9 protein-coding genes are annotated in these 13,040 nt (G+C 70.2%); 5 read left to right on the top strand and 4 right to left on the bottom strand.

Translation table 11 applies throughout. The features are described from left to right. Positions 1-70: 70 nt before the first annotated feature. Positions 71-1,135, bottom strand: a complete 1,065-nt coding sequence (gene ssd, locus ABNF97_RS20800; protein ID WP_207230722.1) for a septum site-determining protein Ssd — start codon at positions 1,133-1,135, stop codon at positions 71-73. A gap of 371 nt (positions 1,136-1,506) precedes the next feature. On the opposite strand from ssd, the gene ABNF97_RS20795 reads away from it, so the two are divergent. Both ABNF97_RS20795 and ABNF97_RS20790 read left to right on the top strand, forming a co-directional pair. Then, entirely contained in the window at positions 1,507-2,559 is a 1,053-nt protein-coding gene (locus ABNF97_RS20795; RefSeq protein WP_349339474.1) for an alpha/beta hydrolase, read from the top strand. 91 nt (positions 2,560-2,650) lie between these two features. Beyond that, complete coding sequence (locus ABNF97_RS20790) at positions 2,651-3,064, top strand: VOC family protein (RefSeq protein ID WP_130461645.1); 414 nt, start codon at positions 2,651-2,653, stop codon at positions 3,062-3,064. A gap of 119 nt (positions 3,065-3,183) precedes the next feature. On the opposite strand, the gene ABNF97_RS20785 is transcribed toward ABNF97_RS20790, so the two are convergent. Beyond that, on the bottom strand, positions 3,184-3,882 hold the full coding sequence (locus ABNF97_RS20785) for a hypothetical protein (RefSeq protein WP_349339473.1): 699 nt from the start codon (positions 3,880-3,882) through the stop codon (positions 3,184-3,186). Positions 3,883-4,945: 1,063 nt separating this feature from the next. On the opposite strand from ABNF97_RS20785, the gene ABNF97_RS20780 reads away from it, so the two are divergent. Further along, the gene (locus ABNF97_RS20780; RefSeq protein ID WP_130461643.1) at positions 4,946-5,746 is read left to right on the top strand and encodes an HAD-IB family hydrolase; all 801 of its coding nucleotides are present in this window, start codon (positions 4,946-4,948) and stop codon (positions 5,744-5,746) included. 55 nt (positions 5,747-5,801) lie between these two features. Here ABNF97_RS20780 and ABNF97_RS20775 read toward each other — a convergent pair whose 3' ends face one another. Then, the gene (locus ABNF97_RS20775) at positions 5,802-6,575 is read right to left on the bottom strand and encodes a Fic family protein (protein WP_349339472.1); all 774 of its coding nucleotides are present in this window, start codon (positions 6,573-6,575) and stop codon (positions 5,802-5,804) included. Positions 6,576-6,759: 184 nt separating this feature from the next. Between ABNF97_RS20775 and acs the strand changes: the two genes are divergently transcribed. Together acs and ABNF97_RS20765 are read left to right on the top strand one after the other, a co-directional pair. Continuing rightward, the gene (acs, locus tag ABNF97_RS20770; RefSeq protein WP_130461641.1) at positions 6,760-8,727 is read left to right on the top strand and encodes an acetate--CoA ligase; all 1,968 of its coding nucleotides are present in this window, start codon (positions 6,760-6,762) and stop codon (positions 8,725-8,727) included. A gap of 355 nt (positions 8,728-9,082) precedes the next feature. Beyond that, positions 9,083-11,395 (top strand): immune inhibitor A domain-containing protein, encoded by a 2,313-nt coding sequence (locus tag ABNF97_RS20765; RefSeq protein WP_349339471.1) that lies wholly within the window; start codon positions 9,083-9,085, stop codon positions 11,393-11,395. Between the two features lie 178 nt (positions 11,396-11,573). Here ABNF97_RS20765 and ABNF97_RS20760 read toward each other — a convergent pair whose 3' ends face one another. Then, positions 11,574-12,833: a C45 family autoproteolytic acyltransferase/hydrolase gene (locus ABNF97_RS20760; RefSeq protein WP_349339470.1), complete on the bottom strand. Its 1,260-nt coding sequence runs from the start codon at positions 12,831-12,833 to the stop codon at positions 11,574-11,576. Positions 12,834-13,040 lie beyond the last annotated feature (207 nt).

Below are 13,040 nucleotides of genomic sequence, written 5' to 3'. Positions count from 1 at the left end.
GCCCCGGACCCGTGAGGACGGACGACGACCAACCGTGTCGTGGATGCCCGGGTGGTCTGGCTCGGGGCCTTCATCGCGCCTCGGCCGGAACGCCGGCCGCACCGGTGAGGTCGGTGATGATGCGCTGGCAGAGCGCCGCCAGCGGGCCTCGCCCGGCAGCGGCCGGTGCCTCGCCGCGTTCCAGGTTGCGGCAGAGTCCCGGCTCCGGTCGCAGCGTCCCGACCAGTGGCAGGTCCAGCGCCCGGGCGACCTCGCGGGCCTTGAGCCGGCCCGGGGCCGGGCCGCGCACGATGATCGAGAGATTGGCGCAGTGCAGACCGGCGGCCGCGACCACCCGGGCCGCCGCCGCGGTGGCCCGCAACTCGGCAGGGACGAGTACGAACGCCTGATCGGCCGACTGGAGTGCGGTCACCGCCGCATCATCGAGCTGCCGGGGCAGGTCGACGACGACGATGTCCCGGCCCCGGCGACCGGCGTCCATGGTGGCCGCCATCGCCTCCACCGGCAACGCCAGCAGGTCGCCGCGATCCCAGGAGAGCATCACCAGGTCGCCCCGGCTCGGCAGCGCCCGGACCAGCGCGGGCGCGTCGACCCGACCGTCCGCTTCGGTGAGCGCGGGCCAGCGCAGGCCCTCCAACTGCTCCCAGCCGAGCACCAGGTCGAGACCGCCGCCGAGCGGGTCGGCGTCGACCAGCAGCGTACGCAGACCACACCGGGCCGCCGTGATGGCGAGCCCACCGGCCAGTACGCTCGCGCCAGCCCCACCGCGCCCACCGATCACGGCGACGATCCGGGCCGGGCCACCGACCGCAGCCCGGCCGGTGACGCACTCGCCGAACCGGTCGACCAGCCAGGGCTCGGCCGCCGGCAGCACGGCGACGTGCTCGGCGCCGAGCAACTCGGCCACCTGCCAGCCGCCGTCCCCCTCCCCGGACCGGCCGACCAGGACCACCCGGGGTCGGCGGGGCATCCTCGCCCGCAGGCAGGCCTGCGCCTGATCGGTGCCGACCACGACCATCGGCGCGGCGGCCCACCGGGACCGGGCCGCCGCCGGATCGGCGGCCACCTCGACCTCGCCGCCAGCGGCGGCCGCGAGCCGCAGCAACTCGTCGAGTAGCTCGTTGTCCGAGGTCACGACCAGGGGCAGACGCGGTCCGGGGCGGACCTGGGTACGCGGTGGCATCATGTCCTCCAGAGGTGGGATCCCGACTCCTACGGGCGGTCCGGTTACCGCCACACCCTGGCGTCCCGAACCGACGCCCGGGGCGCCCGAAATCCGCGCTGTGGATAACCGGGCCGGTTGTGGATAACGCCGTTGGCGGTCAGTGGATCTGGTATGTCCAATCCGCGGCGGACGGTCGCCGAGCAGGGCGGACGCCGTCGAGCCGGCCCAGGCTCTCCGGGTGCAGCCCGTCGACCCGCCATATTCGGGACCGGCGGGGGTACCCGGACCGGGCGGCTCGCCATCGTGCGACGCCGCCGGGAAAATCGGGGGAGGAAGCCGTCATGGCGCAGTCCGTGAGCATGACCTCGGTGGTGCTGGAACCGGCCGCGGCAGAGGTGGTCCGGATGACGGCGAATCCGCCGTTTCCGTTCCAGCTCGCCCCGGAGCAGGGGCGGGCGAAGCTGATCGAGATGCAGTCGGGCGGCGTTCCCTGCCCAGAGGTGGACATCGAGGACATCATGGTGCCCGGCGGCCCCACCGGGCAGGTACCGGTCCGGATCGTCAAGCCCCGGGGTGCCGGTCGATTCGGCGGCGCGGGCGGAGGGCTGGGCGCCAGTCTCCGCTCCGCCCTCCAGGAGATGATGCGACCGCGCGGGGTCGGCGGCCTGCTGCCGGCGGTGCTCTACATCCACGGCGCGGGCTGGGTCTACGGCGACTCCCTCACCCACGACCGGCTGATCCGCGAACTTGCGGTGCAGTCCAACTCGGCGATCGTCTTCCCGGAGTACAGCCGGTCGCCGGAGGCGCGGTATCCGGCCGCGATCGAGGAGTGCTACGCGGTCGCGCAGTGGCTGGCCAGCCAGGGCGACGACTACGGTCTGGACCCCAGCCGGATCGCCATCGCCGGCGACTCGGTCGGCGGCAACCTGGCAACGGTGGTGACGATGCTCGCCACGAAACGCGACGGGCCCTGTTTCGCCCGACAGGTGCTGCTGTATCCGGTGACCGACGCCGATTTCGACACCGCGTCCTACCAGGAGTTCGGCACCGGCTACTACCTGTCGCGGCAGCAGATGATGTGGTTCTGGGACCAGTACCTGCCGGACCGCGCCGAGCGGTCCGATCCGATGGCGTCCCCGCTGCGGGCCAGCCCGGAGCAGCTCCGAGGCATGCCGCCTACCCTGATCACCACCAACGAGGCGGACGTACTGCGCGACGAGGCCGAGGCGTACGCGACGAAGCTGCGCCAGGCGGGCGTGCCGGTGACCCAGGTGCGCTATCAGGGCAGCATCCACGACGTGGCGATGCTGGACTCACTGGCCAGCACCCAGGCCGCGCAGGCGGTCACCGCACAGGCCGCGGCGACCCTGGCCCGCGCGCTGCATCACGAGTAGTGCCGGCAGGAGGAGACTGATGCTGAGCCTTCAATCAACGGGTACGGGCGCTCGTCGAGCCGTGGTGGCCCGATCCTCGTAAGGTTGCCTGGTGAAGACCCTCCACACGGCGTACCGCGTATCGGACCTCGCCGCCTCGCTTCACTTCTACACCGCGCTCGGGTACACCCAGGTCGGTCGGATCGACCTCGGCGGCGGCGCGAGTCTGACGGTCCTCAAGTTCCCGGACGAAGAGGTCGTCACCCTCGAACTGGTGCACCGACCGGACGACGGGCCGGTGGACGTCGGCAGCGGGTTCAGCCATCTCGTCGTGCAGGTCGACGATCTGCCCGGTACCGTCGACAGGCTGGTCAGGGCCGGTCTCTGGCCCGGCCCGGTGGAACAACCCGCGGGCCCGTACGGGCCGCAGACCTCGTGGCTGACCGACCCCGACGGGTACCGCATCGAGCTGGTCCAGTGGCCACCGGGGCACCCTGACGGAATAACCGCCGCCGACTTCGGATAGCCCGCCGTACCCTTCGATCACTCCTACGATCCGGTCCGATCACCGCGACTACCGGTCCCGCCGTCGTCGCGACCCGGTCCGGTGAACAGCTCGGGGTGGACCCCCGCCACACCTCGCCGTCAGATCCCCTCCTCGGTCATCCGTTGCAGGGTGTCCCTGGCCACCACCCAGCTGGTGCCGGCTCCGGCAGCGTTCTTGAGCGCCGGCTCGGTCCACGGTCCTTCCCGCCACCATCCATCGACCTGGTAGTCCTGGAAGGTCCGGCGACCGTGCGGCGTCGAGCACGTGTACACCACGTGGTAGATCGACGGGTGCCAGTCCATGTCGCCCTCGCTCGGGACACAGCTCGGCTCCAGCCGGTTGACGATCGCCTGCATCGCCGCCCGGTAGTCCGGGAGGTACGTGGTGGTGGGAAGCCCGGCCGCGACCCGCGCCTGGAGCCCGACCGCGTAGAGCGAGGAGATGGCGAAGCCCAGGTGGTCCGCTTCGGCGTCCGAACTGACGGCGGCAAAGACGCTCCTGGCCTGGCGCGCGTGCAGCGCGACCTCAAGCGCATAGTCCTGCAAGGGGTCCTCGCCGAGTTCGGGCAGGGTAGGGACCTCCAGGATCGCGTGCCGGGCTGCGCCGACCCACGGCGCCGCGGCGACCGCGTCCAGATGCGTCATGATCGCGTTCTCGGCCTCGCTGACCGCCGTGACAAACTGCTGTAGCGCCTGGATGATCTGCTGCTCGGTCAGGTTCCCACCGCGAGCCTCCAGGAACAGGTGGAAAGCGATGTCGCCGAGCTTCTTGATTGAATCGACGCTGGTCGCTCGCACGGGCGCGGCCGTACCGGACAGGGTCATTGCTGCCGTTAGCAGCAGTACGCTGATGCCGCGTGACAATCTCGGTCTCACGCCAGGACTCCCTCCTCTGTGGCCGCGACAAGCTCAAGCCCGTCAATGCGGCACCCGTTGTGGGGTAACGCTGCCAAGCGCGACTGGACAACGACTGAACGCGACGCCGACGAGTCCCGGGACCGCTCGGACCAGCGCGAACACCTTCACCGGGTAAGGCGACGACCCCTGTTGGGGAAAAGTGACCTGACGTAGCTGAGAAGACCAGGGACGGCGGCCCGCTACGGCGGTCGGACTTCCGGCGCCGGGTCTGGCTGCCCTCGCTGATCCGGGCCGGGCTGCTCGGCCGGATCATCGCAGTGCCTCCGTCCGTCCGTTCGGCGAACTCCTCGTCAACCTTGGGCGGCAGCGGTGGCAGGCAAACTGGTCGGATAACAATGGGGTAACCCTGTCCGCAGAGTTCACCACCGAGCGGGCTGCGGTGGCTCATGTGGCGCAGAACGCTATAGGCGCGGGTGATGGGCCATGAGCAGGCGTCGACCCCGCTCAACCGATACACCCACACCCCGGACGACTACGCCGACCGGGTCCGCCGGACCTTCGCTGACGACTCGCTGCCTTTCGAGCGTCCGAATCCTCCGGAGCCTCCGAAGCAGCCCGACAGACCCGCGAACAAGGCGGCATGACCAGCGTGAATGCGCTTCACCCGGACAAGCGACGACCCCCGTCGGGGGGAGACGGGGGTCGTCTGGGGTTCGGCTCCGGGGGGGTCGAGCCGAACCCGCCCGGCGGTCACGGGGGGTGCGACCGCCGAGGTCTGCCGCGCACAGAGGATATGAAAGTTCGTCGTAACTACAAGCATGCCTGAGTCGACCCGTATACGTCGAGTGGCGTTAACTTCCACTCCCTGCGAAAGTCAGCTCCGGCGCTGTGACCGTGATCACCCTGGGACTGATCGGCCGATCAGGGGGGAACCGGTCGTCAGGCACCAAAGGTGACCCCGCGCACCCGCTGACCATAGACCATCCAGCTAGACTTTCGCGCCGTGGGCCGAAGCGCCGCTTTCTTCGATCTGGACAAGACCGTCATCGCCAAGTCGAGCGCGTTGGCGTTCGGTCGGCCGTTCTACCGGGACGGGCTGATCACACGCCGTGACGTGGTCAAGTCCGCGTACGCCCAGCTCATGTTCCGGCTGGGCGGCACCGACGAGCAGACGATGGCGCGTACCCGCGACTATCTGGCGGCCCTGTGCAAGGGCTGGCGGGTGGAGCAGGTCCGGCAGATCGTCGCCGAGACGCTGCACGAGCTGATCAACCCCTACGTGTACGCCGAGGCGGCCGCCCTGATCGAGGAGCACCAGGCGGCCGGCCGGGACGTCGTACTCGTCTCCGCCTCCGGCGAGGAGATGGTCCGGCCGATTGGTGAACTGCTCGGTGTCGCCGACGTGATCGCCACCCGGATGACGGTGGTGGACGGACGGTACAGCGGCGAGGTGGAGTTCTACGCCGCCGGCCCCAGCAAGGTCGACGCGGTCAGCGAGCTGGCCACTAAGCGTGGCTACGACCTCTCCGCCTCGTACGCCTACTCCGACTCGGTCAGCGACCGGCCGCTGCTGGAGTGTGTCGGGCATCCGAGCGTGGTGAACCCGGACCGGGCGCTGCGCAAGCTCGCCGTGGAGAACGGCTGGCCGGTGCTGGAGTTCCGGCACCCCATTCCGCTCGGTCGCCGGCTCCGGGAGCGTCCCGCCGTGCCGGTGGCGGCGGCGGCCATCGGGGTCGGCGTCGGGGTCGCCATCGGCATCGCCTGGTACGGCCGGCACCGCCGGACCCGCGCCACCACCGCCTGAAAGGTGTCAAGAAGGGCCCCTTCATCTACAGAATGCGATAGGAAAGGGCCCTTCCTTACGCCAGTACCTCGTCGCCGATCTCGGCCAGCCGCTCCGCGCCGACCTCCACCGCCGTCGCATAGTGCCGCAGCCACGATCGGAGCCCGTCCGGCGTACCGGTGGCGAAGGCGCCGGCCGCGCCCACATACTCCGGTTCGCGCTCCGCGTGACCGAGGTCGACCGCGACCAGGCCGCGCGGGTCGAATCCGGTGGAGATGAGGGTAAGCCGGGCGGCGGCCCGGGCAACCACCCCGAACGGTCCGGCGAAGGGCCGCAGCGCCAGCAACTCCCCGTGTACGACGGCAGCCAGCACCATCGGCGACACCGACGTCCCACGGGCGACCAGTCCGGCCAACCCGTCCAGCCGGACGCCGAGTGCGTGCGGCACGGCAGGCGAGGCCACGGCGGGCCCCGGCTCCGGGGCCGGCCGGCCGAGTGTCTCCTCCGGCACCGTCCCTCGGGCGGCCAGGGTGTGCAGCCGGGCGAGCACCTGACGGGGGGCCTTCGGCCACAGGTCGGCCAGCCCGGGCAGCGCCCCGGCGACCCGGAGGGCTCCCTGCAGCACCGGGTCGGTCACGGTGCCGGCGCGGACCGCTTCGCGCTCGTGGGCGTACCCCTCCAGGGCGGAGCTGGCCACCGCGGACCTGAGGCTGACCTCGGCCGCGACCTGGCCGCCGTGCCGGCGCAACGCGCGATGCCGCAACGCCTGGTCGACCCGCTCGCGCGCCCGGTCGACGGCGGGCGCGACGTCGGCGAGGTCCAGCAGCGGGGCGAGCGGGTCGGCGGCCATGCTGTCACCGTAGTTGCCGGCCCGGCGGGCCGGCGCCGAGCACCCGAACCCGACCGGCGAGCGCCGTAGCGCGGCCATTCGGCGCGTCGGGTGGCGCGAGTGGTGCACACCCCTCGCCCCGGCTACCAGGCCCGATTAACCTCCTACCGAACGACCCTGACGCGACGCCTGAGGAGCCACCACCATGAGCGAGACTCTGGCAAACCTGTTGCAGGAGACCCGGCAGTTCCCGCCGCCGGCCGACCTTGCCGCCGCCGCCAACGTCACCGCGGACACCTACGACTCCGCCGCCGCGGACCCGTTGGCGTTCTGGGCGCGCCAGGCGGGCCGGCTGGACTGGTCGAAGGAGTGGGACCAGGTCCTCGACTGGTCCAACCCACCGTTCGCGAAATGGTTCGTCGGCGGCCGGCTCAACGTCGCCTACAACTGCCTGGACCGGCACGTCGCGGCCGGGCACGGCGACCGGGTGGCCATCCACTGGGAGGGCGAGCCCGGCGACAACCGCACCATCACCTACGCCGACCTGCTGGCCATGACCAGCCAGGCGGCGAACGCGCTCACCGACCTCGGGGTCACCGCCGGTGACCGGGTGGCGATCTACCTGCCGATGATCCCGGAGGCGGCGGTCGCGATGCTCGCCTGCGCCCGGATCGGCGCCACCCACAGCGTGGTGTTCGGCGGTTTCTCCGCCGACGCGCTGACCAACCGGATCCAGGATGCCAGCGCCAAGGTCGTGATCACCGCCGACGGCGGGTTCCGCCGGGGCAAGCCGTCGGCGTTGAAGCCGACCGTCGACGAGGCGGTCGCCAAGTGCCCGACGATCGAGCGCGTACTGGTGGTCCGGCGTACCGGGCAGGAGGTGGCCTGGAACGACGACAAGGACCTCTGGTGGCACGAGGCGGTGGAGACCGCCTCGACCGAGCACACCGCCGAGGCGTTCGACGCCGAGCATCCGCTGTTCATTCTCTACACCAGCGGTACGACGGCGAAGCCGAAGGGCATCCTGCACACCTCCGGCGGCTATCTGGCGCAGACCGCGTACACCCACCACGCGGTCTTCGACCTGAAGCCCGAAACCGACGTCTACTGGTGCACCGCCGACATCGGCTGGGTGACCGGGCACTCCTACATCGTGTACGGCCCGCTGGCCAACGGTGCCACCCAGCTCATGTACGAGGGCACCCCGGACACCCCGCACAAGGGCCGGTTCTGGGAGCTGGTGCAGAAGCACAGGGTGACGATCCTCTACACCGCGCCCACCCTGATCCGCACGATGATGAAGTGGGGCGACGACATTCCCCGGGGGCACGACCTCTCCTCGCTGCGCCTGATCGGCAGCGTCGGCGAACCGATCAACCCGGAGGCGTGGATCTGGTACCGGGAGAACGTCGGCCGCGGCGAGTGCCCCGTCGTCGACACCTGGTGGCAGACCGAGACCGGCGCCATCATGATCTCCCCGCTGCCCGGGGTGACCTCGGCCAAGCCGGGCAGCGCGATGCGTCCGCTGCCGGGGATCACCGCCGACGTGGTGGACGACCGGGGCCAGTCGGTGCCGAACGGCGGTGGCGGCTTCCTGGTGCTGCGCGAGCCGTGGCCGGCGATGCTGCGCACCATCTGGGGCGACGACCAGCGGTTCATCGACACCTACTGGTCCCGCTTCGAGGGCCTCTACTTCGCCGGTGACGGGGCGAAGAAGGACGACGACGGCGACCTGTGGCTGCTCGGCCGGGTCGACGACGTGATGCTGGTGTCCGGGCACAACATCTCCACCACCGAGGTGGAGTCGGCGCTGGTCTCGCACCCGTCGGTCGCCGAGGCGGCGGTGGTCGGCGCGACCGACCCGACCACCGGGCAGGCGATCGTCGCCTTCACCATCCCGCGCGGCACCGTCGACGCCGAGGGCAATGCGGGCGAGGCGCTCATCGCCGAGTTGCGGGAGCACGTCTCGAAGACGCTCGGCCCGATCGCCAAACCCCGGCAGATCATGCTGGTACCGGAGCTGCCGAAGACCCGGTCCGGGAAGATTATGCGCCGGCTGCTACGCGACGTAGCCGAGAACCGTTCCCTGGGTGACGTCACCACCTTGCAGGACTCCTCGGTGATGGATCTGATCTCGTCCGGGATGCGTTCCGGCAAGTCCGACGAGGACTGAGCACACCGGCGAGGACTGAGCGCACGATCACGCGCGATGGGCGGACCCGACACGGGTCCGCCCATCGTCGTTCCAGGGCCGGCCGGCAGAGGCTTGCAGGGTCGCGGACACCGGCGGACCTGGAGTGATCTAGCGAGGTTCCGGTCGTGGCCGAATCGTGATATTGAGATGCCCGAAAATAGGCGACCGTTAGAACGCTTTCGCCCTGATTAGACGTAGATCGGATCACCCGGACGAGCAGTTCCGGACCCGTGACAGCCTCCGATGGATCTGCAAGGGTGGTGAACGCTTCCTGATGACAGTGCCCGCCATGAGCTGGCCTGTCCTGTAACACTTCCACAAAGGAGGAGGACCTTTGAGGAGACGAGTCACAGCGGGTCTGGCGGGCGCCACGGCCGCGCTGTTGGCCGCGAGCGCGGTCGGCGCGCCGGCCTATGCCGCTCCGTCGGCGCCAGCTCCCGTGGACCGGGAACCCCAGGGTGCGGCCCACCGCGCAGACAACCTGCCCGACCCCCTCGCTGACCAGCACCAGCAGGCCCGGCGAGAGGCGATCGCCGCCCTTCTCTCCGGTAAAGCCAAACTGCAGACCCGGAACGGTTCGAAGGTCATCCAGATCAAGGCCGACCGGTTCGTCGAGTACCAGCAACCGCCGAAGACGGACCCGATCTTCACGATCCTGGTCGAGTTCGGCAACGAGAAGGACCCGCGGACCGGCGGTACCGACGGTCCGCTGCACAACCAGATCGCCGCGCCCGACCGGGTGTACGACGGCGGCGCGACTGACGACAACAGCACCATCTGGAAGCCGGACTTCAACCGCCAGTCGTACCTCGACCTGTTCTACGCCAAGGGCAAGGAGTCGATGGCCGACTTCTACCTGAAGCAGTCGGGTGGCCGGTACTCGGTCGGCGGCGACGTCAGCGACTGGGTGAAGGTCCCGTTCAACGAGGCCCGCTACGGCAGCAACGAAATCCCGGAGCGGGACGGCTACTGGAACTTCGTCAAGGACACCGCGACCTCCTGGTACGAGTCGCAGGTCGCCGCGGGCAAGACCCCCGAGCAGATCCAGCAGTACCTGGCCCAGTTCGACGTCTGGGACCGGTACGACTACGACGGTGACGGCGACTTCAACGAGCCCGACGGCTACGTCGACCACTTCCAGGCGGTACACGCCGGCGAGGGCGAGGAGGCCGGCGGCGGCGCCCAGGGCCCGGACGCGATCTGGTCGCACCGCTGGGCCGCCTTCCCCGACCTGCAGGGCAGCGCCGGGCCGGACTTCAACAAGCTCGGTGGCGTGCAGATCGGTGACACCGGTATCTGGATCCGGGACTACACCACGGAGCCGGAGAACGGCGGTCTGGGCGTCTTCGCCCACGAGTACGGCCACGACCTCGGCCTGCCGGACCTGTACGACACCCGGGGCGGCGACAACGGCGTCGGCTTCTGGAGCACGATGGCGTCCGGCTCGTGGCTGAACCACGGCAAGCAGGACATCGGCTCGACGCCGGGCTACTTCGACCCGTGGTCCAAGCTGTACATGGGCTGGCTGAACCACTCCACCGTCGAGTGGGACAGCGGCACCACGTACGCCACCCTGGGTGCGGCCGGCGACACCGACGGCCTGGCCCAGGCGATCGTGGTGAACCTGCCCGACCAGGAGGTCTCCACCGAGTTCAACACCCCGTTCGCGGGTGAGTACGAGTGGTGGGGCGGCAGCGCCGACGACCTCAACAGCACCCTGACCCGGACCCTCGACCTCACCGGGGCCAGCACCGCCGCCATCACGGCGAAGGCCCAGTACGAGATCGAGGAGGACTACGACTTCCTCTACGCGGAGGTGTCGACGAACGACGGCTCGACCTGGACGCCGCTGCCCAACGAGCTGATCGAGCCGGGCGAGACCGGCATCGACGGCTCGACGAGCGGCGAGTGGATCGACCTGACCTACGACCTGTCCGCGTACGCCGGGCAGACCGTGCAGTTCCGCTACCGCTACCAGACCGACGGCGGCCTGCACTTCGAAGGTCCGTTCCTGGACAACATCTCGCTGGTCGTCAACGGTGCGGCGGTCTGGACCGACGGTGCCGAGACGGTCGACCCGGCGTGGACCGCCCGCGGCTTCACCCGGTTCACCGGCACCCAGACGGAGCTGGCTCCGCACTTCTACATCGCGGAGTTCCGGACCTACTACGGGTACGACAAGACCCTGAAGACCGGTCCGTACAACTTCGGCTGGCAGAACAGCAAGCCGGACTTCGTGGAGCGGTTCAAGAACCACCAGGGTCTGCTGATCTGGTACGTGAACTACGCGTACGGCGACAACAACACCATCGAGCACCCGGGCTTCGGCCTGAACCTGCCGGTCGACGTCCGGCCGGGTCCGATCACGGTGCCCGGGGTCGGCAACATCACCAACCGGCGGGGCGGCTACGACGCCACGTTCAGCCGGTTCGCCAAGCCGGCGCAGACGTTCCACCTCAACGGGGTACCGACCACGGTGCCGAAGTTGAACCCGGTGACGGTCTTCAACGACTCGGACCCGAACCGGTACTGGTCGGCGCAGAACCCGATGAACTCGGTCAAGGTCGCCGGTACCGGCACCAAGATCGAACTTCTGTTGCAGAACCACCTGATCGCGGACCTGGCGATCATCAAGGTCTCCAACTGAGTCCTTGAGGAACGTTCGGTGACCCGATGTTCTGACGTTCACTGATCCGCTGATCTGACGTACCACGGTCGGGGCCGGAGGCGCATACCGCGCTTCCGGCCCCGCTCGGTTCCGCCTCAGGGTGTCCCCGATCGGCGTAGGCGGCGGGCTCACCCGCGCTGGGCCAGCCGGCCGAGACTCACCCGCCGGGGCGGGCGGTCAGGTCGAGCCAGCCGTAGCGGTGTGCGCAGGGCGGACCGGCCGCGATGCCGAGCCGCCGGTCGTCCAGGTCCAGCAGCACCGAGTAGACCGTCTCGGAACGCTCGGCCGGCGGCATCCGCTCGTCGACGTGCCGACAGATGCTCTGTGGAAAGCTCGCGTGGTCCCGGAAGAGCCCGGCGAGGTCGTCCTCGCCGATCTTGCCGGCCGCCGCCTTCGGCGCCAGTAGCCGCCTGGCCCGGGCCGACCGGAACAGCGACGAACCGCCCTCGTCCTTGATCGTGTCGTAGACCGGCAGCCCCGTCTCCAGGTGATTGGCGTGCGTGAGGTACCCGTCCACCGGGTGCAGCCAGCCCACGTCCCCGGGCACCAGCTCCAGGTCGATCAGCTCGCCGCCGACCTCCGCCGCCTGCCCGAGCAGCAGGTTGATCGAGCTGTTCCGGGTGCCCCGGCAGGCCGCCTTCACCGCCTCGGCCAGGCAGTCCGCCTCCAGGGCCGCCCGCAGCAGCACGTGGTACGGCACGCCCGGCTCGACCCCGGGGCCGGGCAGTCCGTCCCGGTCACAGCCGAGCATGTTCACGCAGACGCCGACCCCCGCCGAGTTCAGCCCGGTCTTGGCGACCATCCCCGCCTCGGTCAGGGTCAGCACGGTCAGTCCGCGCTCGTCCTGGGTGGCCAGCAGCAGCATCACGTCCCGCTGGTCGGGATGCCAGTCCCAGTTCTGCCCGAGCAGCAGGTGCCCGTTGCCGGTGTGGGTACCGAGCACGGCGACCGCGGTACAGCCGCCGGCATCCGCATGCGACTGCGTACCCGCGCCTCCCCGCGGCGTACCGGCACGTCCCGGCGGCCTACCGGCACGTTCCGGCGGCCCACCGGCGGCTCCGGTCGGCGGGCCGGAGCCGAGGTCCCGGTGCCGGCCGTAGATCAGCTCGGTACGCGCGTTCAGCGCGTAGATCTGCTCGACCCGGGCCCCGGCGCCCTCGGCCACCCCGTCCAGCAACTCGGCGACCCGGGGATGGTGCCGCCGGGTGGCCTCCCGGAAGGCCCGCCCGGCGAGGGTCACCGCCGCCTCGTCCCATCCACCCTCCGCACGGAACCGGCGCAGGTAGAACTCCAGGTTGGCGGTGATCAGATCACGGGCTGCGGCACCATACCCCGTACCGCACTCGGTCGGGGTGCCATGCACCCGGATCAGCGGCACGGGCAGGTCGGAGTGGTCGAGCCGACGCGCGGGAGTCATTCCAGCACGCTAGCCCGGTCGCCCGGTAGACGTCACCGGTGTTCCTGACCTGCCGGTCAGGAATTTGCAGCCGGCACACCCACCGGCTCGGGGACTTCCCGGACGATCCCCTGATCCGTAAGGTTGCGCCGGATCAGTTTCGTGCCGGTGGCCCTAGGCTGGGGACATGTGGGAGCGAACCGGCCGGGTCAGCGAGGACCGGCGAGG

It is taken from the genome of Plantactinospora sp. B6F1 (assembly GCF_040120695.1).
GTDB lineage: Bacteria > Actinomycetota > Actinomycetes > Mycobacteriales > Micromonosporaceae > Plantactinospora.
This window is presented reverse-complemented; position numbering and strand designations above follow the sequence as displayed.